Genomic DNA, 22,323 nt, shown 5'->3' with positions numbered 1-22,323 from the left:
CTCCCGGGCCGGGACGGACAACGGGATGTTTCCGGTCCGGACGCCGCGGGTAGTACATGCGGCGCCGAGCGACGGATGCAATTCTTAGCGGCCGCAAAAACGCCAGGCAAAGGTGTGACGTACGATCCCCGGTAGTGGACACAGGAACGGCAAAACGGGACAGATCGCCCGATCCGCCCCGCTCACGCGCCCTTTCCCTGCCTCCTAATCCGCTTCGTACGTGATGTGCGCCCTATGCGCGGGCTCACACGGGCTCCACGTCTCTCTCACAGTTGGTTGCGTGAGCAATGCACTGCGTGAGCACGCCCCGTGGCCGGTGCTCCGCCTCCCGACTGCCCTACCGCAGCAGGAGGTGCACGTCCCCGAACTCGTGCCACAGGTAGCGTCCCGCGAGCGCCTCCTCGTACCCCCGCTCGACCGCCTCCCGCCCGGCCACCGCCTCCAGCATCAGCAGATGCGAGGCCTCCGGCTCGTGCAGCCCGGTCAGCAGCCCGTCCACCACCCGCACCCCCCGGCCGGGAGTCACCACCAGGTCCGTCCATCCGGCACACGCCCGTACGATCCCGTCGGCCCCGGCGGCGGACTCCACCGCCCGCACCGCCGTCGTCCCCACCGCGACCACCCGCCCGCCCCCCGCTCGGGCGGCGTTGACCAGCCGTGCCGAGGCCTCCGGCACGGCGAACCCCTCCGGGTACGGCGGCTCGTGCGCCTCCGCCGAGGCCACCCCGGTGTGCAGCGTCAGGGGCGCGAACTGCACGCCCCGGCTCACCAGCTCCGCCACCAGCCGCGGGGTGAAGGGCCGTGCCGCGCTCGGCATCTCCGCGCTGCCCGCCCCGTCGGCGCCCGGCAGCGCGAACACCGTCTGGTACGCCGAGAGCGGCTGGTCCCGCTCCGTGTACGCGTACCGGATGGGCCGCCCGTGCCGCCGCAGCAGCCCGGGCACGTCCACAACCTCCGAGGGGCGCACGACACGGCCCGCAGCGCCCCCGTCCCGTGCGTCCGCGTCCGCAGCGCCCCCGTCCCGTGCGTCCGTGCCGGTCGCGTCCGCGCCGGTCGCATCTCCGTCGTGCGCGCCCCCGTCGTGCGGACCCCCGCCCAGCGCGTTCCCGCCCCGCACGCGCCCGTCCCGTGCCCCCGATGCGACGGCCCGGGCCCACCACAGCCGCTCGCTCCCCGCGGCGAGCGGCTCCTCCAGTACCAGCCGCACACCCTCCGCCAGCTCCACCACCGCGCCCGCCGGACCGCCCGCCCGCGGGCGCGTGGTGCCCCGCCCGTCCGGGGCGCGCAGCTCCACCGCCCAGCGCCCGTCCTCGCCCCGCGTGGAGAAGTGCACGACCACACGGTCGGACCCGAGGCGCCCGTCCGCGGCGGCGGCCAGCGTGGGGGAGGTGTTCACCAGCAGCAGGTCCCCGGCGCGCAGCAGCCCCGGCAACTCCGGAAACGCGTGGTGCGTCACCTCCGTGCCGCGCGACACCAGCAGCCGCACGGCGTCCCGGCCGAGCCCCGGCCCGCGCCGTTCCGCCGGCACCCGCGCCGACAGCTCCTCCGGTACCGACCACGCGCGCCCGCGCGCGAGGGCCCTCATCGCCCCGCCACCAGTCCCTCGGCACGGTAGCGGCCGCTCGGCGGCCGTTCGTCCAGCAGCCGGAGGAAGGCGGGCACCACGCTCTCCGGCGCGGGCCGCGGCTCCTCGTCCTCCGGCACGGCCGCCGCGTACAGGTCCGTCGCCATGTCCCCGGGGTCCACCGCCCACACCCGCAGCCCCGGCTCCTCCACGCCCAGCACCGCCGCCAGATGGTCCAGCGCCGCCTTCGAGGCCCCGTAGCCGCCCCACGTCCCGTACGCCTCCACCGCCGCGTCCGAACTGACGGCGACCACCGCGCCCACCGGCGACTCCCGCAGCAGCGGCAGCGCCCGGCGCACCAGGCCGTGCGCCGCCACCACGTTCACCTCCAGCGCCCGGCGCAGCCCCTCCGTCGTCAGCGCCGCCAGCGGGACCAGCGGCTCGGCGCCCAGCGCGCTCGCGTTGTGCACCAGCAGATCGACGCCCCCGCCGCCCAGCTCCCGGGCGCTCTCCACCAGCTCCGTGCGGTGCCCGGCCTCCGTGACGTCCCCCGGGAGCGCCGTCACCCGGGTCCCGTGCGCCGCCAGCCCCTCTGCCGTCCCGGCCAGCGGCCCCGGATCCCTGGCGTCCAGCACCAGGTCCCAGCCGCGTGCGGCCAGCGCCCCGGCGAGCGCCCGGCCCAGTCCCTTGGAAGCCCCCGTGATGATCGCTACCGGCATGTCCGTCCCGTTCCCTCGTGAATGCCGCCGACGACCGGCGACGCCCTCAACGTAGGGACGCGCCCGGACCCGCCGCCTCGGACGGGAGATCCAGTCCGGCGGGGCCCTTCGGCCTAGTCCCGTGGCCCTCCCGGACCGGGTCCCGGGTCCCGGTCCGCACCCGCCGCCGGACCGATCCCCGCCCGCGCCGGCCCCGGTACCGTGAGGTCATGAGTTCCGGACCCACGTCGGGCCTGGCCGCGGTGAGTTCCGCGCTGCTGGCCATGAGCAGGCACCTGGAGGTGCGCGACGTCCTGAAGACGATCGTCGCCTCCGCCCGCGAACTGCTCGACGCCGAGTACGCGGCCCTGGGCGTCCCCGACGACCACGGCGGCTTCGCCCAGTTCGTCGTGGACGGCGTCAGCGACGCCCAGTGGAAGGCCATCGGCCCGCTCCCGCGCCAGCACGGCATCCTCGCCGCCATGCTCAGCGAGGCCACCCCCCAGCGCCTGGCCGACGTCCGCACCGACCCCCGCTTCGAGGGCTGGCCCTCCGCCCACCCCGAGATGTCCGACTTCCTCGGCCTGCCCGTCCGCGACGGCGACGAGGTCATCGGCGCCCTCTTCCTCGCCAACAAGCGGTGCGCCGCCCCCGCCGGCCGCTGCGGCTTCACCGAGGAGGACGAGGAACTCCTCGGCATCCTCGCCCAGCACGCCGCCATCGCCCTCACCAACGCCCGCCTCTACGAGCGCAGCCGCGAACTCACCATCGCCGAGGAACGCTCCCGCCTCGCCCACGAACTGCACGACGCCGTGAGCCAGAAACTGTTCTCCCTGCGCCTGACCGCCCAGGCCGCCGCGGCCCTCGTCGACCGCGACCCCGCACGCGCCAGGGACGAGATGCGGCAGGTCGCCGCGCTCGCCGCCGAGGCCGCCGACGAACTGCGCGCCGCCGTCGTCGAACTGCGCCCCGCCGCCCTGGACGAGGACGGCCTGGCCGCGACCCTGCGCACCCAGGTCCAGGTCCTCGACCGCGCCCACACCGCCCGCGTCACCTTCACCGGCCGGTCGGTGCGCGCCCTGCCCGCCGCGCAGGAGGAGGCCGCCCTGCGCGTCGCCCAGGAGGCCCTGCACAACGCGCTGCGGCACTCCGGCGCCACCCGCGTGGACGTCGTCCTGGAGCGCCGCGGCCACGGCGCCGTACTGCGCGTCACCGACGACGGCGCGGGCTTCGACCCCGGGACGGTGCGCCGCGCGGGACGCCACCTCGGACTCGTCTCCATGCGGGACCGGGCCGGCGGCGTCGGCGGCACCCTGACCGTGGAATCCGCGCCCGGCAAGGGCACCACGATCGAGATGGAGGTCCCCGGTGGCTGACGCGATCAGGGTGCTCCTCGTCGACGACCACCAGGTCGTCCGCCGGGGCCTGCGCACCTTCCTCGAGGTGCAGGACGACATCGAGGTCGTCGGCGAGGCGGCCGACGGCGCCGAGGGCGTCGCCCGGGCCGAGGAACTGCGGCCCGACGTCATCCTCATGGACGTCAAGATGCCGGGCGTCGACGGCATCGACGCACTGCGTCGGCTCCGCGAACTGGACCACCCCGCGCGCGTCCTCGTCGTCACCAGCTTCACCGAACAGCGCACGGTCGTCCCCGCGCTGCGCGCGGGCGCCGCCGGATACGTCTACAAGGACATCGACCCGGACGCCCTCGCCGGCGCGATCCGCTCCGTGCACGCCGGGCACGTCCTGCTCCAGCCCGAGGTGGCGGGCGCGCTGCTCGCCCAGGACGACACCGGCCCGGCCCAGGGGAGGGCCGGGACGCTCACCGAGCGGGAGCGGGAGGTGCTCGGGCTGATCGCCGACGGCCGCTCCAACCGCGAGATCGCCCGCGCACTCGTCCTCTCCGAGAAGACCGTCAAGACGCACGTCTCGAACATCCTGATGAAACTGGACCTGTCCGACCGCACCCAGGCGGCACTGTGGGCGGTACGGCACGGCGTGACCGGCTGAGACAGAGCCGTGGACACGGCCGGCGGGGTCCGGCGGGCGATCGCGCCCCGGGTTCCCGCGGTTCCCCTACGAGAAGAGATTCATACTGTCGGGTGTATATCACCCGGACGGCGTATCCCTCGTCGGTCCCGGACGTTCTCCTCTGCGTGCCCCGGCGCCCGCCGCGGCACCCACGCGGAACGCACCGAGTGCGCCCGGCGCACCGTGAGTGCAAGGAGAACCGAGAAGTGAAGAACCTGAAGAAGGCCGCCGCCGTCACCCTCGTCGCCGGAGGGCTCGTCGCCGCGGGTGCGGGGATGGCGTCCGCCGACAGCGGCGCCTGCGGCAAGGCCGCCGGATCCCCGGGCGTCGGCTCCGGCAACGTGATCCAGGCCCCGGTCCACGTCCCCGTCAACGCCGTCGGCAACTCGGTGAACGTCATCGGCGTCCTGAACCCGGCCTTCGGCAACCTCGGCCTCAACCACTGAGACCGCGGGGGCCCCACGGACCCGGGGCCCCTCCCGCCCGGACCACTCCGCGTCCGCGGCGGACGCACGTGCCTCGCGCCCCGGCCTCCCGGATCCGTCCGGGAGGCCGGCGCCACACCCGCACCGCGGACGTCCGGGCCGACGGGGCGGGCAGGCGGGCGTACGGCTCGCCACGCACGCCGGAGCGAGGGTCCACCGCGACCGCGCCCGGCGCCCCTCCGCACACCGGAGCAGGCGTCCGCCGCGACCGCGCCCGGCGCCTCACTCAGTCCCCGAGCGCGGGACCGCCACGGCACGCCGGCACCCCACGGAGACCCGCCACGGCACGCCGGACCCCTACGGAGATCCGCCACGGCACGCCGGCACCTCCCGCATCCCCACCTACGCCCGAGCCCGGTACCTCCCGCACCGCGCCTACGCCGGGCACGCCAACGCACGGCACGCTCGGCAGCACCTACGCCGGAGCGCGAGTCCGCCTCGGCAGCGCAGGCACCCCCGGCGCCCCTGTACGCACCCCGGCGGACCCGGTGCCGCGCGCGCCCTCAGCGCACCCCCCGCTCCCGCTCCTCCACCACGGAGTTGTACGCCGCCACCCGCGCCCGCCGCGCCGTCCGCTCCACCGGCCGCAACGCCTCCCCGCGCGCCGCCATCTCGGACGCGCTCACCGCGCCCCCGTGCCCGCTGCCGTACGCCACCGACACCAGCAGCCCCACTCGTCGCGCGAGCTCCAGCACCCGCACCGCCCGCGGCGGATACCCCGGCGCCAGCACCTCACCGTCGCCGCCCTCCACCCGCGCCCGGTACGCGTCCACCGCGGCCTCCGCGACCGGGCCCGAACCGGCCACGTCCAGCCGCGACAACGCCTCGGTCGCCTCCCGCAGCGCCTCCGCCAGCTCCCGCTCCGCCTCCCCGAGCGAGGGCACGTCGGCCGGCGGCGCCTCCCGCACCGGCAGACAGCGCCAGAGCACCTCGACGTGCACATCGCCCGCGGGTCCGGCCTCGCGCACCTCCGGCACCAGCCCGAACGCGGCCCCGTGGCACACCACGGCCTCCTCCACCTCCAGTGCCCGCGCGTTGAACTCCGGCGGCCCGCTCAGCCCCAGCGGATGCCCCGGCACCGGCAGCGCCACCCGCAGCCCGGTCACCCCGAGCGCCCGCAGCCGCCCCAGCGCCAGCGACAGCCCGACGGGGCCGGACTCGCCCGGCAGCCCCTCCACCCGGTGCACGGCGTCCTCTCCGACGACCGCCGACACCGCGTCGTCCGGCGACGCGATTCCGGCGAGAAGGGCATTTCCCCATGCGGCCAACCGGCCTGAACGTGGTTCCGTGAGCATCCCCCCACCCTAAGGACCGGACCGATGGAACAGCCCGGCCGACCAGTGGCGTAGATTTCTTGGAGGACTGCGCCCACAGGCGCGGCGGGCCGCGCCGACCGGTGCGCGCCCGGCGTGGGCGACAGTCGCGACCGGCCGACACTGCAATGGGGAGACAACGCGCTCATGAGCGAGGTTCTGGAACTTCAGGACGTATCCGTGGTCCGCGAGGGCCGGGCCCTCGTGGACCAGGTCTCCTGGTCGGTCAAGGAGGGCGAGCGCTGGGTCATCCTCGGCCCCAACGGGGCCGGCAAGACCACCCTCCTCAACGTCGCCTCCAGCTACCTCTTCCCCAGCAAGGGCACCGCCAGCATCCTCGGCGAGACCCTCGGCCGCCCCGGCACCGACGTCTTCGAGCTCCGCCCCCGCATCGGCGTGGCCGGCATCGCGCTCGCCGAGAAGCTCCCCAAGCGCCAGACGGTCCTGCAGACCGTGCTGACCGCCGCGTACGGCATGACGGCCGGCTGGCAGGAGGAGTACGAGGACATCGACGAGCAGCGCGCCCGCGCCTTCCTCGACCGCCTCGGCATGAGCGACTACCTCGAGCGGCGCTTCGGCACCCTCTCCGAGGGCGAGCGCAAGCGCACCCTCATCGCCCGCGCCCTGATGACCGACCCCGAGCTGCTCCTCCTCGACGAGCCCGCCGCCGGCCTCGACCTCGGCGGCCGCGAGGACCTCGTCCGCCGCCTCGGCCGGCTCGCCCGCGACCCGATCGCCCCCTCCATGATCATGGTCACCCACCACGTCGAGGAGATCGCCCCCGGCTTCACCCACGTCCTGATGATCCGTCAGGGCAAGGTGCTCGCCGCCGGTCCCCTGGAGCTCGAACTCACCTCCCGCAACCTCTCCCTCTGCTTCGGTCTCCCGCTCGTCGTCGAGCAGTCCGGCGACCGCTGGACCGCGCGCGGTCTGCCCATGTCCTGAACCGCCCCGTGCTCCCCGGCCGCCCCTCCGGCCGGCGCACGGCCCAACCGCCGTGCGGGAGACCCGTGGTGGGCCGAACCGCGCCCTGTCCGAGTGCCGGGCGCGGACCTACCATTGACCCTGTGAACGACATCGACGCATGGGTGTGGTGGCTCGTCGGCGCGGCCGCGCTCGGAATCCCCCTCGTCGTCACCGCGATGCCCGAATTCGGCATGCTCGCCGTCGGCGCGGTCGCCGCGGCGGTCACCGCGGGCATCGGCGGCGGCATCGTGGCCCAGGTCCTGGTCTTCGTCCTCGTCTCGGTGGCCCTCATCGCCGTGGTCCGGCCCCTCGCCAACCGGCACGCCAGGCAACGGCCCGAGCACGCGACCGGCATCGACGCCCTGAAGGGCAGACAGGCCGTCGTCCTCGAACGGGTCGACGGCGGCGAGGGCGGGCGGATCAAACTCGCCGGCGAGATCTGGTCCGCCCGCGCACTCGACTCCGGACAGGCCTACGACGTCGGCCAGTCCGTGGACGTCGTCGACATCGAGGGAGCCACGGCGATCATCATGTGACCTCGGACGACGCAACTCGACGGAACGGCCCCGGCACGGGCGACGGTCTGTCAGACTCGACCAGCAAGATCTTCGACAACCATAAGATCTGCCGTAAGAGCCGAGGCGGAGAAGGGTACGGGGAACGACGATGGAACCGGTCATCATCGTCCTGATCATTCTGGTGGTGTTGGTCTTCATCGCCCTGATCAAGACGATTCAGGTCATCCCGCAGGCGAGCGCGGCCATCGTCGAGCGTTTCGGCCGCTACACACGCACACTGAACGCCGGCCTCAACATCGTGGTCCCGTTCATCGACTCCATCCGCAACCGCATCGACCTGCGCGAACAGGTCGTGCCCTTCCCGCCGCAGCCGGTGATCACCCAGGACAACCTGGTCGTCAACATCGACACCGTCATCTACTACCAGGTGACCGACGCCCGCGCCGCCACCTACGAAGTGGCCAGCTACATCCAGGCGATCGAGCAGCTCACCGTCACCACGCTGCGCAACATCATCGGCGGCATGGACCTGGAGCGCACGCTCACCTCCCGCGAGGAGATCAACGCGGCCCTGCGCGGTGTCCTCGACGAGGCCACCGGCAAGTGGGGCATCCGCGTCAACCGCGTCGAACTCAAGGCCATCGAGCCGCCGACCTCCATCCAGGACTCGATGGAGAAGCAGATGCGCGCCGACCGTGACAAGCGCGCCGCGATCCTCACCGCCGAGGGCATCCGCCAGTCCCAGATCCTCACCGCGGAGGGCGAGAAGCAGTCGGCCATCCTGCGCGCCGAGGGTGAGGCCAAGGCCGCCGCCCTGCGCGCCGAGGGCGAGGCCCAGGCGATCCGGACGGTCTTCGAGTCCATCCACGCCGGAGACCCCGACCAGAAGCTGCTCTCCTACCAGTACCTGCAGATGCTGCCGAAGATCGCCGAGGGCGACGCCAACAAGCTCTGGATCGTCCCCAGCGAGATCGGCGACGCCCTCAAGGGCCTGTCCGGCGCCTTCGGCAACTTCGGCTCCCCGCCCGGCGCCCCCAACGGCAACGCGACCCCGCCCGCCCCCCGTTCCTCCCAGGACGACCGGCGCGAACGCCCGCCGATCGACTGACCGAGGACGCGCCTCCCCGTGCCCCTCCCGAGGTGGCACGGGGAACCACCGGGCGAAGCCGCCCCCGTACGAGGGCGGTTCTCACGCCGCGGTCGGCGACAGCCACTCCGGCAGGGCCTCGACGTCGTCCTGCCCCAGCGCCAGCAGCATCGCGTCCGCCGGCGTCGGCTCGAACGGCCGCGTCAGCAGGGGCATGCCCGCCTGCTCGGGCGTCCGGTCCGCCTTGCGGTGATTGTCCTCGGCGCACGAGGCCACCGTGTTCAGCCAGGTGTCCCCACCACCCCGCGACCTCGGCACGACGTGGTCCACGGTCGTCGCGCGTCCCCCGCAGTACGCGCACCGGTGCCGGTCCCGGACCAGCACCCCCCTCCGCGACCACGGGGCTTGTCTTCGGAACGGCACCCGCACGTACCTGCACAGCCTGATCACCCGGGGCGCCGGTATGTCCACCAGCGCGCCCCGCATGCGCAGTCCGGGGTGGGCCTGCTCGACGACGGCCTTGGCCTGCAGCACCAGAACGACGGCCCGGTTCAGGGTCACCGTCGACAGCGGCTCGAAACTCGCGTTCAGTACCAGCGTGTCACGCATCCTGCCCACCTCCTGTGCGCTCCGGCCCACCCCCCTGGCGGGCTGGATCAACTCTGGCCGGGCACGACGAGATGGACAACGCAATAAAAAAGTGCCCGCCCCTGATCAATTCCAAGACCAGGGGCGGGCAAACGTGCCTTGAACGAGTGACACGGGGACGCGCGGAACGCGACCGGCGGCGAGGGGCAGGCTCAGCTCTCGCCGGGCACCTCGTACTCACCGATCAACTGGGCCCGCGCCAGCGTGTGGAAGCGCAGGTTGAAGCCGACGACGGCGGGCGAGGCGTCCGCGTCCGGGCCCAGTTTCTCCTGGTCCACGGCGTACACCGTGAACACATAGCGGTGCGGCCCGTCCCCGGGCGGCGGTGCGGCCCCGCCGAAGTCCCGGCTCCCGTAGTCGTTGCGCGCGTGCACCGCGCCCTCGGGCAGCCCCTCGAAGGTGCCGCCGCCCGCACCCGCCGGCAGCTCGGTGACCGAGGCGGGAACGTCGAACAGGACCCAGTGCCAGAACCCGCTGCCCGTGGGGGCGTCCGGGTCGTAGCACGTCACGGCGAAGCTCTTGGTCTCCGCCGGGAAGCCCTCCCAGCGCAGCTGCGGCGAGGTGTTCCCCGCGGCCTGCACCTGAGCCTCCTTCAACGCGGAGCCCGGCTCGACGTCCTCGCTCGTCACCGTGAACGACGGCACGGGCGGATGGAAATCGTGCGGGAGCGGCGGCCTCTTGCCCTCGGACACCTCGGTACCTCCAGATCGGTCGGGACAGGTCGGGCGCGGGATCGGAAGCGGCCGGTATCGGCCCGCCGGCCGCGCGCCCGCGCGCACGACCGCGGAATCCCGCCCTCCGAGCCTAGAACCCTAGAACCAGTTGCGCTTGCTGCCGACCTCGGACACCCACTGGTGGAGGTACGCCGACCAGTCGGTGGTGTGGAAGTCGTGCAGCCCCACCCGGAACGCCCGGTAGGTGTCACTGCCCTCGCTGAACAGTCCCGGCTTCTTGTCCATCTCGAGCACGACGTCCATCTCGTGGTCGTCCGCGACGAAGCTCAACTCCACCTGGTTGAGGCCCCGGTACTGCTGCGGCGGGTAGAACTCGATCTCCTGGTAGAACGGCAGCCGCTGCCGAGTGCCCCGGATGTGCCCGCGCTCCATGTCCGCGTCCTTGAAACGGAAGCCGAGCTGGATGAACGCGTCCAGGATCGCCTTCTGCGCCGGCAGCGGGTGCACGTTGACCGGGTCCAGGTCGCCGGAGTCGACGGCCCGGGCGATCTGCAGCTCGGTGCGCACCCCGATCTGCATACCGCGCAGCGACTGCCCGTCGATCATCGTGACCGGCGTCTCCCAGGGGATCTCCAGCCCGAACGGCACCGCGTGCACCGCGCCCGCCTTCAGCTCGAAGGCCCCGCCCAGCCGCTGCGTGGCGAACTCGATGTTCTGCTTGTACTCCTGGTCGCCGCTCTCCACCTCGACCTTGGCCTGGAGTCCGACCGACAGCCCCTCGATCTGCTGGTCGACGGAACCACCCTGGATCCGCACCTCGCCCTGGACGACGCCACCCGGAACCACGTTCTCCTCGGTCAGCACGGTCTCGACCGAAGCACCGCCGGCCCCCAGGCTCGCGAGCAGCTTCTTGAACGCCATGTCTCTCCCTCTCCAGGCCGCCCTACACGGCGGCTCCCGCTCCCTACATACGCGATCCGACCACGGCCGGTTCCGCGACCCCACCCTCCCAAGGCACGGCACGCGCTGACCAGCCCACGGCCCGTCCCCGTCCCCGACGCACCACCGGCCGCCTGGACTACGCTCGTACGACATGATCGCGACGCCCGACCGTACGCCCCTGCCGAGGGCGTTCTTCGACCGGCCCGTACTGGAGGTCGCGCCCGACCTCCTGGGCCGCGTCGTCCTCCGCACCACCCCCGACGGCCCGATCGCCCTGCGCCTCACGGAGGTCGAGGCGTACGACGGCCCCAACGACCCGGGCTCGCACGCCTACCGCGGCCCCACGGCCCGCAACGGCGTGATGTTCGGTCCCCCCGGCCATGTGTATGTCTACTTCACCTATGGCATGTGGCACTGCATGAACCTGGTCTGCGGCCCCGAGGGGCGGGCGTCCGGGGTGCTCCTGCGGGCCGGCGAGATCGTGGAGGGCGCCGAACTCGCCCGCAAACGCCGTGCCTCGGCATGCAACGACCGGGAACTGGCCAAGGGGCCCGCGCGCCTCGCCACCGCCCTGGACGTGGACCGCAGCCTGGACGGCGTCGACGCCTGCACGACGGGGGATCAGCCACTGACGGTGCTGGAGGGCGCCCCGGTCGACCCCGCCCTGGTGCGCAGTGGCCCGCGCACGGGAGTCGCCGGAGAGGGCGGCGTGCACCCCTGGCGGTTCTGGGTCGCGGACGATCCGACGGTGAGCCCCTACCGGGCCCACGCGCCCAGGCGCCGACGAAGTTGACTCGCGGATCGGGGATGCGTAGTGTAGTCCGAGCCGCTTGAACCGGGTACGGCGTTCAGCCTGCAGCCGGAAGCGGCCAACCACACCACTCACTACCTCCCTCACAGAGGGCGGAATCGGCGTGTCTTCATGTCCGAATTCGCTTTCGCGGAGCTCGATTATGAGCTGCGCGGGGAATCGGTTAACGTGGTGAATGTCGAAAGGCGCGGCGAAGGCCGAGTTCGGAGACAATCAGAATCCCGCCGGCCGGGAATCGGACAGTGAAAACGTCTGATAGAGTCGGAAACGCAAGACCGAAGGGAAGCGCCCAAAGGAAAGCCTGAGAGAGTCTCTCGGGTGAGTACGAAGGAAGCGTCCGTTCCTTGAGAACTCAACAGCGTGCCAAAAGTCAACGCCAGATATGTTGATACCCCGTCTCCAGCATCTGCTGGGGCGAGGTTCCTTTGAAGAAAACACAGCGAGGACGCTGTGAACGGCTGGGCTCATTCCGCCCGGCTGTTCCGCTCTCGTGTGTGTTACCGGGATTACCCGGAAGCATTCACGGAGAGTTTGATCCTGGCTCAGGACGAACGCTGGCGGCGTGCTTAACACATGCAAGTCGAACGATGAACCACTTCGGTGGGGATTAGTGGCGAACGGGTGAGTAACACGTGGGCAATCTGCCCTGCACTCTGGGACAAGCCCTGGAAACGGGGTCTAATACCGGATACAACCACTGACCGCATGGTCGGGTGGTGGAAAGCTCCGGCGGTGCAGGATGAGCCCGCGGCCTATCAGCTTGTTGGTGAGGTAATGGCTCACCAAGGCGACGACGGGTAGCCGGCCTGAGAGGGCGACCGGCCACACTGGGACTGAGACACGGCCCAGACTCCTACGGGAGGCAGCAGTGGGGAATATTGCACAATGGGCGAAAGCCTGATGCAGCGACGCCGCGTGAGGGATGACGGCCTTCGGGTTGTAAACCTCTTTCAGCAGGGAAGAAGCGAAAGTGACGGTACCTGCAGAAGAAGCGCCGGCTAACTACGTGCCAGCAGCCGCGGTAATACGTAGGGCGCAAGCGTTGTCCGGAATTATTGGGCGTAAAGAGCTCGTAGGCGGCTTGTCACGTCGGTTGTGAAAGCCCGGGGCTTAACCCCGGGTCTGCAGTCGATACGGGCAGGCTAGAGTTCGGTAGGGGAGATCGGAATTCCTGGTGTAGCGGTGAAATGCGCAGATATCAGGAGGAACACCGGTGGCGAAGGCGGATCTCTGGGCCGATACTGACGCTGAGGAGCGAAAGCGTGGGGAGCGAACAGGATTAGATACCCTGGTAGTCCACGCCGTAAACGGTGGGCACTAGGTGTGGGCAACATTCCACGTTGTCCGTGCCGCAGCTAACGCATTAAGTGCCCCGCCTGGGGAGTACGGCCGCAAGGCTAAAACTCAAAGGAATTGACGGGGGCCCGCACAAGCGGCGGAGCATGTGGCTTAATTCGACGCAACGCGAAGAACCTTACCAAGGCTTGACATACACCGGAAAGCATTAGAGATAGTGCCCCCCTTGTGGTCGGTGTACAGGTGGTGCATGGCTGTCGTCAGCTCGTGTCGTGAGATGTTGGGTTAAGTCCCGCAACGAGCGCAACCCTTGTCCCGTGTTGCCAGCAACTCTTCGGAGGTTGGGGACTCACGGGAGACCGCCGGGGTCAACTCGGAGGAAGGTGGGGACGACGTCAAGTCATCATGCCCCTTATGTCTTGGGCTGCACACGTGCTACAATGGCCGGTACAATGAGCTGCGATACCGTGAGGTGGAGCGAATCTCAAAAAGCCGGTCTCAGTTCGGATTGGGGTCTGCAACTCGACCCCATGAAGTCGGAGTCGCTAGTAATCGCAGATCAGCATTGCTGCGGTGAATACGTTCCCGGGCCTTGTACACACCGCCCGTCACGTCACGAAAGTCGGTAACACCCGAAGCCCGTGGCCCAACCCGCAAGGGAGGGAGCGGTCGAAGGTGGGACTGGCGATTGGGACGAAGTCGTAACAAGGTAGCCGTACCGGAAGGTGCGGCTGGATCACCTCCTTTCTAAGGAGCACTTCTAGGCTGTTTCGGCAGTCCAGAGGCCAGTACATCGGCGAATGTCCGATGCTGGTTGCTCATGGGTGGAACGTTGACTACTCGGCACGGTCCAGGACGGGCCAGGCGCTAGTACTGCTTCCTTCGGGAGGCGTGGAACGCTGATCTGGTCGGCTGATCGTGTCGGGCACGCTGTTGGGTGTCTGAGGGCATGGCCGTGAGGCTGGGTCTTCGGGATGCCGGCCCCAGTGAACTCGCCCCTGTCGGGGTGGGGTGGTGGGTGGTTGGTCGTTGTTTGAGAACTGCACAGTGGACGCGAGCATCTGTGGCCAAGTTTTTAAGGGCGCACGGTGGATGCCTTGGCACCAGGAACCGATGAAGGACGTGGGAGGCCACGATAGTCCCCGGGGAGTCGTCAACCAGGCTTTGATCCGGGGGTTTCCGAATGGGGAAACCCGGCAGTCGTCATGGGCTGTCACCCGCTGCTGAACACATAGGCAGTGTGGAGGGAACGCGGGGAAGTGAAACATCTCAGTACCCGCAGGAAGAGAAAACAACCGTGATTCCGGGAGTAGTGGCGAGCGAAACCGGATGAGGCCAAACCGTATGCGTGTGAGACCCGGCAGGGGTTGCGTGTGCGGGGTTGTGGGATCTCTCTTTTACGGTCTGCCGGCCGTGAGACGAGTCAGAAACCGTTGATGTAGGCGAAGGACATGCGAAAGGTCCGGCGTAGAGGGTAAGACCCCCGTAGTCGAAACATCAGCGGCTCGTTTGAGAGACACCCAAGTAGCACGGGGCCCGAGAAATCCCGTGTGAATCTGGCGGGACCACCCGCTAAGCCTAAATATTCCCTGGTGACCGATAGCGGATAGTACCGTGAGGGAATGGTGAAAAGTACCGCGGGAGCGGAGTGAAATAGTACCTGAAACCGTGTGCCTACAAGCCGTGGGAGCGTCGGAGCAAGGCTTGCCTTGTTCTCGTGACTGCGTGCCTTTTGAAGAATGAGCCTGCGAGTTTGCGGTGTGTTGCGAGGTTAACCCGGGTGGGGTAGCCGTAGCGAAAGCGAGTCCGAACAGGGCGTTTGAGTAGCACGCTCAAGACCCGAAGCGGAGTGATCTAGCCATGGGCAGGTTGAAGCGGCTGTAAGAGGTCGTGGAGGACCGAACCCACCAGGGTTGAAAACCTGGGGGATGACCTGTGGTTAGGGGTGAAAGGCCAATCAAACTCCGTGATAGCTGGTTCTCCCCGAAATGCATTTAGGTGCAGCGTCGTGTGTTTCTTGCCGGAGGTAGAGCACTGGATAGGCGATGGGCCCTACCGGGTTACTGACCTTAGCCAAACTCCGAATGCCGGTAAGTGAGAGCGCGGCAGTGAGACTGTGGGGGATAAGCTCCATGGTCGAGAGGGAAACAGCCCAGAGCATCGACTAAGGCCCCTAAGCGTACGCTAAGTGGGAAAGGATGTGGAGTCGCAGAGACAACCAGGAGGTTGGCTTAGAAGCAGCCACCCTTGAAAGAGTGCGTAATAGCTCACTGGTCTAGTGATTCCGCGCCGACAATGTAGCGGGGCTCAAGCGTACCGCCGAAGTCGTGTCATTCATACATGAGGGCCAACGCCCGTATGGATGGGTAGGGGAGCGTCGTCTGCCGGGTGAAGCAGCCGCGTAAGCGAGTTGTGGACGGTTGACGAGTGAGAATGCAGGCATGAGTAGCGATTCACACGTGGGAAACGTGTGCGCCGATTGACTAAGGGTTCCTGGGTCAAGCTGATCTGCCCAGGGTAAGTCGGGACCTAAGGCGAGGCCGACAGGCGTAGTCGATGGATAACCGGTTGATATTCCGGTACCCGCTGTGAAGCGTCAAACATCGAGCATCGTGATGCTAAGGCCGTGAAACCGCCGGGTGCGTCTTCGGACAATCTCGGAGTGGTGGAGCCGCCGGCCCAAGCGGTTAGTAGGTGAGTGATGGGGTGACGCAGGAAGGTAGTCCATCCCGGGCGGTGGTTGTCCCGGGGTAAGGGTGTAGGCCGGACGGTAGGTAAATCCGCCGTTCATCAAGGCTGAGACCTGATGCCGAGCCGATTGTGGTGAAGTGGATGATCCTATGCTGTCGAGAAAAGCCTCTAGCGAGTTTCATGGCGGCCCGTACCCTAAACCGACTCAGGTGGTCTGGTAGAGAATACCGAGGCGTTCGGGTGAACTATGGTTAAGGAACTCGGCAAAATGCCCCCGTAACTTCGGGAGAAGGGGGGCCATGTCTGGTGAGCCGTCTTGCACGGTGAGCTGGGTGTGGCCGCAGAGACCAGCGAGAAGCGACTGTTTACTAAAAACACAGGTCCGTGCGAAGCCGTAAGGCGATGTATACGGACTGACGCCTGCCCGGTGCTGGAACGTTAAGGGGACCGGTTAGTCACTCTTCGGGGTGGCGAAGCTGAGAACTTAAGCGCCAGTAAACGGCGGTGGTAACTATAACCATCCTAAGGTAGCGAAATTCCTTGTCGGGTAAGTTCCGACCTGCACGAATGGCGTAACGACTTCTCGACTGTCTCAACCATAGGCCCGGTGAAATTGCACTACGAGTAAAGATGCTCGTTTCGCGCAGCAGGACGGAAAGACCCCGGGACCTTTACTACAGTTTGATATTGGTGTTCGGTTCGGCTTGTGTAGGATAGCTGGGAGACTGTGAAGCTCGGACGCCAGTTCGGGTGGAGTCGTCGTTGAAATACCAGTCTGGTCGTGCTGGATGTCTAACCTGGGTCCGTGATCCGGATCAGGGACAGTGTCTGATGGGTAGTTTAACTGGGGCGGTTGCCTCCTAAAGGGTAACGGAGGCGCCCAAAGGTTCCCTCAGCCTGGTTGGTAATCAGGTGGTGAGTGTAAGTGCACAAGGGAGCTTGACTGTGAGACCGACGGGTCGAGCAGGGACGAAAGTCGGGACTAGTGATCCGGCGGTGGCTTGTGGAAGCGCCGTCGCTCAACGGATAAAAGGTACCCCGGGGATAACAGGCTGATCTTCCCCAAGAGTCCATATCGACGGGATGGTTTGGCACCTCGATGTCGGCTCGTCGCATCCTGGGGCTGGAGTCGGTCCCAAGGGTTGGGCTGTTCGCCCATTAAAGCGGTACGCGAGCTGGGTTTAGAACGTCGTGAGACAGTTCGGTCCCTATCCGCTGCGCGCGTAGGAGTCTTGAGAAGGGCTGTCCCTAGTACGAGAGGACCGGGACGGACGAACCTCTGGTGTGCCAGTTGTTCTGCCAAGGGCATGGCTGGTTGGCTACGTTCGGGAGGGATAACCGCTGAAAGCATCTAAGCGGGAAGCCTGCTTCGAGATGAGGACTCCCACCCACTTGATGGGGTAAGGCTCCCAGTAGACGACTGGGTTGATAGGCCGGATCTGGAAGCCAGGTAACTGGTGGAGGTGACCGGTACTAATAGGCCGAGGGCTTGTCCTCAGTTGCTCGCGTCCACTGTGTCAGTTCTGAGACAACGAACAGTTGTCGGCAGAGAGCTGAACGCTACTTTCAATTGAAAAGTGTGCTTGTTCGCTCGAAACCATTAGGGTTTCGGTGGTCATAGCGTAGGGGAAACGCCCGGTTACATTCCGAACCCGGAAGCTAAGCCTTACAGCGCCGATGGTACTGCAGGGGGGACCCTGTGGGAGAGTAGGACACCGCCGAACAATCTTTGGAGGACCTCTGGTCCCAGCGACATGCTGGGACCAGAGGTCCTTTTTTGTTTTCCCGGTTTTCCGGTTTGGTTCTTGGATTTTTTCACCTGAACGTGTCGGGTACCCGACACGTGAGAATGACTGCGGTACCGAAGACAGGAGTTTCCCATGCCCACCAACTCTCCCGACGAGCGACCGGAGCGCGAGCAGCGCCGCCGGGACAGTGGTGACCGGGGCGGGTTCCGAGGAGGTCCGCGCCGCGACACCCGCGACTCGCGTGACGACAGCGGGCGCGGTGGCTACGGTCGGCGTGACGACCGCCGCGACGACCGCCGTGGTGAGGACCGCCGGGGTGGCGAGCGGCGTGGGGACGACCGGGGTGGGTTCCGTCGGGACGACCGCCGCGACGACCGTCCCGCGTTCCGGCGCGATGACCGCCGCGACGACCGTCCGGCGTACCGCAGGGACGACCGTCCCGGGTTCCGTCGGGACGACCGGCGTGACGACGACCGCAGTGGTGGTCATGGCCGGCGTGACGACCGGCGGGAGGGCGACCGGGGTGGGCGTCCTCCGTTCCGTCGGGACGACCGGTCCGGGGCGCCCCGTCGGGACGACCGGGACCGCGGTCCCCGCCGCGACGGCGACCGGCCGGCGTTCCGTCGGGACGACCGGCGCGATGACCGCCGCGACGACCGGCGCGACGACCGGCGTGGTGACGACCGACGTGGTGGCTTCCGCGGGCGGGACGACGACCGTGGGGGGTTCCGGGGACGGGACGACCGTGGTGGAGGGTTCCGGCGTGAGGAGCGCGGGGACCGCGGTGACCGAGGGGACCGCGGCGGGTTCCGTCGGGACGACCGCCCCGGCTTCCGCCGTGACGACCGGCGTGACGAGCGTCCGGCTTTCCGTCGGGACGACCGCCCCGGCTTCCGTCGTGACGACCGGCGCGATGACCGTCCCAGCTTCCGTAGGGACGATCGTCGTGACGACAGGCGTGATGACCGTCCCAGCTTCCGTAGGGACGATCGTCGTGACGACAGGCGTGATGACCGTCGTGACGACCGGCCCGCCTTCCGTCGGGACGAGCGCCGTGACGACCGTGGTGGTTTCCGGCGCGATGATCGGGACGGTCATGGCCGTGGCGGCCAGGGGCAGGGCTTCCGGCGTGACGACGACCGTCGGGGCTACGGGCGGCGTGAGGACGACCGGGGCGACCGCGGTGGGTTCCGTCGGGACGACCGGCGTGACGACCGTGGGCGCGGGCCCCGTCGGGACGACCGGCGCGATGACCGCCGTGACGACCGCGGTGGCCGTCCCGGCGGGTTCCGCGGGCGGGACGACCGGCGTGGCGGTGGCGGTGGACGGTTCCGCGACGACCGGGACCGGGACCACCGGGACCGCGACCGCGAGCCGATCAAGCGGCTGCCGATCCCCGAGGACGTCACCGGCGAGGAGATCGACAAGGACGTGCGGCAGGAGCTCCAGAGCCTGCCCAAGACACTCGCCGAGGACGTCGCGAAGAACCTGGTGATGGTCGCCCGGCTCATCGACGAGGACCCCGAGGGCGCGTACGGCTACTCCAGGGTGGCCCTGCGGCTGGCCTCCCGGGTCGCTGCCGTGCGCGAGGCGGCCGGGTTCGCGGCCTACGCCACGCAGAAGTACGGGGAGGCGCTCGCCGAGTTCCGGGCGGCGCGGCGGATGACCGGCAACACCGACCTGTGGCCCGTCATGGCGGACTGCGAGCGAGGGCTGGGCCGGCCGGAGAAGGCGCTGGACATGGCCGGGGCGCCCGAGGTGCACAAGCTGGACAAGGCCGGCCAGGTCGAGATGCGCCTCGTCGCGGCGGGGGCGCGGCGGGACATGGGGCAGCTCGACGCGGCGATCGTGACGCTGCAGAGCCCTGAGCTGGCGTCCACGTCCGTGCAGCCGTGGACCGCGCGCCTGCGGTACGCCTACGCCGACGCGCTGCTCGCGGCGGGACGTGAGGGCGAGGCGCGGGAGTGGTTCGCCAAGGCGGTGGAGTCCGACAAGGACGGCAGCACCGACGCCTCCGACCGGCTGGCGGAGCTGGACGGCGTGGAGTTCGTCGACGCGCTCGTCGAGGACGATGACGAGGAGCCCGAGAACCCCGAGGAATCCGAGAAGTCCGGGGAGCCGGGGGAGTCCGGGGAGCCTGTGCGTGAGGTGACGGGGCCGGAGTCCGAGGAGGACTGAGAGGCCGGGGCGGGGCGGTCGGTGCGGGGAACTTCCCGCCCCGGCCGCCCCGTTCGCATTTCCGCCCCCGGTCTTCCTCCACCGGTCTTCCGCCCCCGGTCTTGTCGTCTACAGGGTCCGCAAGACCAGGCCCGTCGCCGGCTTCGGGCCGAAGGATGTGGACTTGCGGGGCATCGTGACGCCGCGCTGGGCGAGGGAGCGCACGATGTCCTCCTGGACCGGGTGGAGGAGGACCGCCGTGCCGCTCTCGCGTTCCGCCTTCTCCACCGTGGACGCGGTGTCGTGGATGTAGGCGACGTGCTCCGGCGAGTCCTCGGGGATGCGCCAGACGTGTTCCAGGAGCGTGGCGTGCAGCACCGTCGCGTCCAGGGTGCGCCAGGCCTCGGGGCGGTCCTTCGGGACCGTGCGGGTGAGCAGGTCGGGGGAGGGCCGGTCGACGAGGTGGAAGGCGCCGTCGCCGGCGAGCAGGAAGGCGTTGCCGTCGCGGACCGCCTCCGCGAGCGCGTCCAGTGCCTCGTCGAGCGACGCCGTCCGCAGGTGCCGTACCCGGAACAGGTCCGTCAGCGCGGCCAGGGCGTCCGCCACCGGGAGCCGGGGCAGCAGCCGGTGGATGGCGCGGACGCGCAGCGGATGGCGGGCGGTGTCGACGAGCAGGACCAGGCCGAAGTCCCACGGGCCGGGAGCGGGGTGCTCGGCGCGCAGTCGCAGGTAGGTGGCCCAGCGGTGGTGCCCGTCGGCGATGAGGGCCTGGTGGCCTGCCAGGTCGGCGCGGGCCTCGGCGATGTCGGCGGGGTCGGTGACCGCCCAGAGGCGGTGGCCGAAGCCGTCCTCCGTGGTGGTGGACAGCAGGGGCGGGCGCCCCGTCGCGCGCTCCACGACGGCGTGCGCGCCGGTGGTGCCGCCCTTGCCGCGGTAGGTCAGCAGCAGCGGTTCGAGGTTGGCGCGGGTCGCGCGCATCAGGTCGGCACGGTCGGCGACGACGTGCGGCATGACGTCCTCGTGCGGGAGGACGAGGCCGTCGGAGGGCTCGGACAGGCGCAGCGCGCCGATCAGTCCGCGCTGCAGGAGTCCCTCGCCGTCGCGCTGTTCGTAGACGTACAGGGCGGGCGCGGGGTCGCGGGCGAGGACGCCCTCGGCGATCCAGCGGTTCAGGGTGTCCGCGGCGCGTTCGTTGCGGGCGGCGGGCGTGCCGGCCTGCGGCAGGATCAGACGGACGATGTTGTGGGGGTCGGCGGATTCCAGGTGGAGCAGCCCGTCGGGGCGCACCACCACGTCGTAGGGCGGGGACGTCACGGCGGCCAGGCTGCCGACACGTCGGGGGTCGTAGCGCAGGCCCCGGAAGGGTGCCAGGTCAAGGCCCATGTGCGCGGGTGCGTCCCCGGGACCTGCAGAGTTCATTCAGGCATCGTAAGTGCGCCGGTGGGGCCGCCGGTGGGGTGGGGGATGATCGGGGGAGACGAGTGGACGAGGAGCGATGCGGAATGAGCCGGAGTGCGGTCAGGACGCGGCCCGAGGGCAGCGAACGGCCCCTGAGCGAGGCGTACGACACGGCGCTGCTCGACCTGGACGGGGTCGTGTACGCGGGAGGCGCGGCGATCGGCCACGCGGTGGAGTCGCTCGGCACGGCCCGGGACGGGGGGATGCGCCTGGCGTACGTCACGAACAACGCGCTGCGCACGCCCGACGCGGTGGCGGCGCATCTGACGGAGCTGGGGATCGCGGCCGCGGCCTCCGACGTGGTGACCTCGGCGCAGGCGGTGGCCCGGCTCATCGCCGAGCAGCTGCCGGCGGGTTCGCGGGTGCTGGTGATCGGCGGTGAGGGACTGCGGGTGGCGCTGCGCGAGCGCGGCCTCACGCCGGTGGAGTCGGCGGAGGACGAGCCGGCCGCGGTGGTGCAGGGCTTCGGCGGCCCCGATCTGCCGTGGGGGCGGTTCGCGGAGGCGAGTTACGCGATCGCGCGGGGGGTGCCGTGGTTCGCGTCCAACACCGATCTGACGATCCCCGGGGCGCGGGGCATCGCGCCGGGCAACGGGGCGGCGGTGGAGGTCGTGCGCATCGCGACCGGGGCCACGCCGCAGGTGGCGGGCAAGCCGCTGCCGCCGATGCACCGGGAGACGGTCCTGCGGACCGGGGCCGAGCGGCCACTGGTGGTCGGGGACCGGCTGGACACGGACATCGAGGGGGCGTTCAACGGGTCGGTGGACTCGCTGCTGGTGCTCACCGGGGTGACGGACGGGGCGCGGCTGCTGGCCGCGCCGCCGCACCACCGGCCGACGTACGTCGATGCGGACCTGCGAGGTCTGCTCACGGGGCAGCCGGAGGTGTCGCCCGCGGGTGACGAGGGCTTCCGGTGCGGTGGCTGGACGGCCGCGGCGGGCGGGAGTGTGCTCCGGCTGGAGGGGGACGGCGAGGCGCTCGACGGACTGCGAGCGCTCTGCGCGGCGGCGTGGACGGCGGCCGGGGAGGGCGCGTGCGAACTGGACGGGGGGAAGGCGCTGGCGCGGCTCGGACTGTGAGGCCCGGGCCCGGCTGTGAGGCCCCGGCTGCGAGGCCCGGGCTGTGAGGCCCCGGGTGTGAGGCCCCGGGTGTGACCGGGCGGACCCCGGGCCTTCGCCGTGCTGCCGCCCGCGTTCCATCCCGCCCGGCTCCCCGAAGGTTCCTCCGTGCCCCGCA

Annotated in this window: 17 protein-coding genes and 3 rRNA genes; 13 read left to right on the top strand and 7 right to left on the bottom strand. The window is 69.8% G+C overall.

Annotation, left to right across the window (positions count from 1 at the left end; translation table 11 throughout):
* Nucleotides 1–337 precede the first annotated feature (337 nt).
* Together OHB09_RS07110 and OHB09_RS07105 are read right to left on the bottom strand one after the other, a co-directional pair.
* Nucleotides 338–1,585, bottom strand: a complete 1,248-nt coding sequence (locus OHB09_RS07110) for an S-adenosylmethionine:tRNA ribosyltransferase-isomerase (RefSeq protein WP_328921741.1) — start codon at nucleotides 1,583–1,585, stop codon at nucleotides 338–340.
* Nucleotides 1,582–2,283 carry an SDR family NAD(P)-dependent oxidoreductase gene (locus tag OHB09_RS07105; protein ID WP_328921740.1) on the bottom strand — a complete coding sequence of 234 codons (702 nt, stop codon included), beginning with the start codon at nucleotides 2,281–2,283 and terminating at the stop codon, nucleotides 1,582–1,584. The genes OHB09_RS07110 and OHB09_RS07105 overlap by 4 nt, the downstream gene beginning before the upstream one ends.
* Before the next feature lie 209 nt (nucleotides 2,284–2,492).
* On the opposite strand from OHB09_RS07105, the gene OHB09_RS07100 reads away from it, so the two are divergent.
* The 3 genes from OHB09_RS07100 to OHB09_RS07090 all read left to right on the top strand — a co-directional run bounded on the left by OHB09_RS07100 (nucleotide 2,493) and on the right by OHB09_RS07090 (nucleotide 4,739).
* Entirely contained in the window at nucleotides 2,493–3,638 is a 1,146-nt protein-coding gene (locus OHB09_RS07100; RefSeq protein WP_006143336.1) for a GAF domain-containing sensor histidine kinase, read from the top strand.
* Complete coding sequence (locus OHB09_RS07095; RefSeq protein ID WP_191890768.1) at nucleotides 3,631–4,272, top strand: response regulator; 642 nt, start codon at nucleotides 3,631–3,633, stop codon at nucleotides 4,270–4,272. Before OHB09_RS07100 ends, OHB09_RS07095 begins: the two co-directional genes overlap by 8 nt.
* 227 nt (nucleotides 4,273–4,499) lie before the next feature.
* Nucleotides 4,500–4,739 (top strand): chaplin, encoded by a 240-nt coding sequence (locus tag OHB09_RS07090; protein ID WP_006143334.1) that lies wholly within the window; start codon nucleotides 4,500–4,502, stop codon nucleotides 4,737–4,739.
* A gap of 542 nt (nucleotides 4,740–5,281) precedes the next feature.
* Here OHB09_RS07090 and OHB09_RS07085 read toward each other — a convergent pair.
* The gene (locus OHB09_RS07085; RefSeq protein ID WP_328921739.1) at nucleotides 5,282–6,073 is read right to left on the bottom strand and encodes a hypothetical protein; all 792 of its coding nucleotides are present in this window, start codon (nucleotides 6,071–6,073) and stop codon (nucleotides 5,282–5,284) included.
* Between the two features lie 165 nt (nucleotides 6,074–6,238).
* Here OHB09_RS07085 and OHB09_RS07080 point away from each other — a divergent pair, with 165 nt between their 5' ends.
* The 3 genes from OHB09_RS07080 to OHB09_RS07070 all read left to right on the top strand — a co-directional run bounded on the left by OHB09_RS07080 (nucleotide 6,239) and on the right by OHB09_RS07070 (nucleotide 8,683).
* Entirely contained in the window at nucleotides 6,239–7,036 is a 798-nt protein-coding gene (locus OHB09_RS07080; RefSeq protein WP_006143332.1) for an ABC transporter ATP-binding protein, read from the top strand.
* A gap of 122 nt (nucleotides 7,037–7,158) precedes the next feature.
* A complete protein-coding gene (locus OHB09_RS07075) occupies nucleotides 7,159–7,593 on the top strand; it encodes an NfeD family protein (RefSeq protein ID WP_006143331.1) in 435 nt (144 codons plus the stop codon).
* A 130-nt stretch (nucleotides 7,594–7,723) separates the two neighbouring features.
* Nucleotides 7,724–8,683, top strand: a complete 960-nt coding sequence (locus OHB09_RS07070) for an SPFH domain-containing protein (protein WP_093598939.1) — start codon at nucleotides 7,724–7,726, stop codon at nucleotides 8,681–8,683.
* An 81-nt stretch (nucleotides 8,684–8,764) separates the two neighbouring features.
* On the opposite strand, the gene OHB09_RS07065 is transcribed toward OHB09_RS07070, so the two are convergent.
* From OHB09_RS07065 to OHB09_RS07055, 3 genes are all read right to left on the bottom strand, one after another.
* Nucleotides 8,765–9,271, bottom strand: a complete 507-nt coding sequence (locus OHB09_RS07065; protein ID WP_167794269.1) for an HNH endonuclease — start codon at nucleotides 9,269–9,271, stop codon at nucleotides 8,765–8,767.
* Between the two features lie 191 nt (nucleotides 9,272–9,462).
* Nucleotides 9,463–10,002: a YbhB/YbcL family Raf kinase inhibitor-like protein gene (locus tag OHB09_RS07060; RefSeq protein ID WP_328921738.1), complete on the bottom strand. Its 540-nt coding sequence runs from the start codon at nucleotides 10,000–10,002 to the stop codon at nucleotides 9,463–9,465.
* Nucleotides 10,003–10,122: 120 nt separating this feature from the next.
* Nucleotides 10,123–10,905 (bottom strand): sporulation protein, encoded by a 783-nt coding sequence (locus tag OHB09_RS07055; protein ID WP_006143327.1) that lies wholly within the window; start codon nucleotides 10,903–10,905, stop codon nucleotides 10,123–10,125.
* Nucleotides 10,906–11,077: 172 nt separating this feature from the next.
* On the opposite strand from OHB09_RS07055, the gene OHB09_RS07050 reads away from it, so the two are divergent.
* The 6 genes from OHB09_RS07050 (at nucleotide 11,078) to OHB09_RS07025 (ending at nucleotide 19,650) form a co-directional block, all read left to right on the top strand.
* Nucleotides 11,078–11,719: a DNA-3-methyladenine glycosylase gene (locus OHB09_RS07050; RefSeq protein ID WP_191852752.1), complete on the top strand. Its 642-nt coding sequence runs from the start codon at nucleotides 11,078–11,080 to the stop codon at nucleotides 11,717–11,719.
* 537 nt (nucleotides 11,720–12,256) lie between these two features.
* A 16S ribosomal RNA gene (locus tag OHB09_RS07045) occupies nucleotides 12,257–13,780 on the top strand.
* A 318-nt stretch (nucleotides 13,781–14,098) separates the two neighbouring features.
* Nucleotides 14,099–17,221, top strand: a 23S ribosomal RNA gene (locus OHB09_RS07040).
* Nucleotides 17,222–17,331: 110 nt separating this feature from the next.
* A 5S ribosomal RNA gene (gene rrf / locus OHB09_RS07035) occupies nucleotides 17,332–17,448 on the top strand.
* Together the 16S, 23S and 5S rRNA genes form the textbook arrangement of a ribosomal RNA operon.
* Nucleotides 17,449–17,746: 298 nt before the next feature.
* Nucleotides 17,747–18,967 carry a hypothetical protein gene (locus OHB09_RS07030; RefSeq protein ID WP_328921737.1) on the top strand — a complete coding sequence of 407 codons (1,221 nt, stop codon included), beginning with the start codon at nucleotides 17,747–17,749 and terminating at the stop codon, nucleotides 18,965–18,967.
* Nucleotides 18,904–19,650: a tetratricopeptide repeat protein gene (locus OHB09_RS07025; protein WP_328921736.1), complete on the top strand. Its 747-nt coding sequence runs from the start codon at nucleotides 18,904–18,906 to the stop codon at nucleotides 19,648–19,650. Before OHB09_RS07030 ends, OHB09_RS07025 begins: the two co-directional genes overlap by 64 nt.
* 108 nt (nucleotides 19,651–19,758) lie before the next feature.
* Here the strand turns inward: OHB09_RS07025 and OHB09_RS07020 are convergent, their stop codons facing one another.
* Entirely contained in the window at nucleotides 19,759–21,048 is a 1,290-nt protein-coding gene (locus OHB09_RS07020) for a DUF1015 domain-containing protein (RefSeq protein ID WP_328921735.1), read from the bottom strand.
* 83 nt (nucleotides 21,049–21,131) lie between these two features.
* Here OHB09_RS07020 and OHB09_RS07015 point away from each other — a divergent pair, with 83 nt between their 5' ends.
* A complete protein-coding gene (locus OHB09_RS07015) occupies nucleotides 21,132–22,166 on the top strand; it encodes an HAD hydrolase-like protein (protein WP_328921734.1) in 1,035 nt (344 codons plus the stop codon).
* Nucleotides 22,167–22,323 lie beyond the last annotated feature (157 nt).

This window comes from Streptomyces griseoaurantiacus, assembly GCF_036189845.1.
Classification (GTDB): domain Bacteria; phylum Actinomycetota; class Actinomycetes; order Streptomycetales; family Streptomycetaceae; genus Streptomyces; species Streptomyces griseoaurantiacus.
Note: the sequence above shows the minus strand (reverse complement) of the source record. Positions and strands in the feature narration are given on the sequence as shown.

Coding starts and splice junctions, on each gene's coding strand:
- OHB09_RS07050 (WP_191852752.1), top strand. CDS start 11,078: ATGATCGCGACGCCCGACCGTACGCCCCTGCCGAGGGCGTTCTTCGAC.
- OHB09_RS07105 (WP_328921740.1), bottom strand. CDS start 2,283: ATGCCGGTAGCGATCATCACGGGGGCTTCCAAGGGACTGGGCCGGGCG.
- OHB09_RS07020 (WP_328921735.1), bottom strand. CDS start 21,048: ATGAACTCTGCAGGTCCCGGGGACGCACCCGCGCACATGGGCCTTGAC.
- OHB09_RS07015 (WP_328921734.1), top strand. CDS start 21,132: ATGAGCCGGAGTGCGGTCAGGACGCGGCCCGAGGGCAGCGAACGGCCC.
- OHB09_RS07065 (WP_167794269.1), bottom strand. CDS start 9,271: ATGCGTGACACGCTGGTACTGAACGCGAGTTTCGAGCCGCTGTCGACG.
- OHB09_RS07110 (WP_328921741.1), bottom strand. CDS start 1,585: ATGAGGGCCCTCGCGCGCGGGCGCGCGTGGTCGGTACCGGAGGAGCTG.
- OHB09_RS07080 (WP_006143332.1), top strand. CDS start 6,239: ATGAGCGAGGTTCTGGAACTTCAGGACGTATCCGTGGTCCGCGAGGGC.
- OHB09_RS07070 (WP_093598939.1), top strand. CDS start 7,724: ATGGAACCGGTCATCATCGTCCTGATCATTCTGGTGGTGTTGGTCTTC.
- OHB09_RS07100 (WP_006143336.1), top strand. CDS start 2,493: ATGAGTTCCGGACCCACGTCGGGCCTGGCCGCGGTGAGTTCCGCGCTG.
- OHB09_RS07085 (WP_328921739.1), bottom strand. CDS start 6,073: ATGCTCACGGAACCACGTTCAGGCCGGTTGGCCGCATGGGGAAATGCC.
- OHB09_RS07055 (WP_006143327.1), bottom strand. CDS start 10,905: ATGGCGTTCAAGAAGCTGCTCGCGAGCCTGGGGGCCGGCGGTGCTTCG.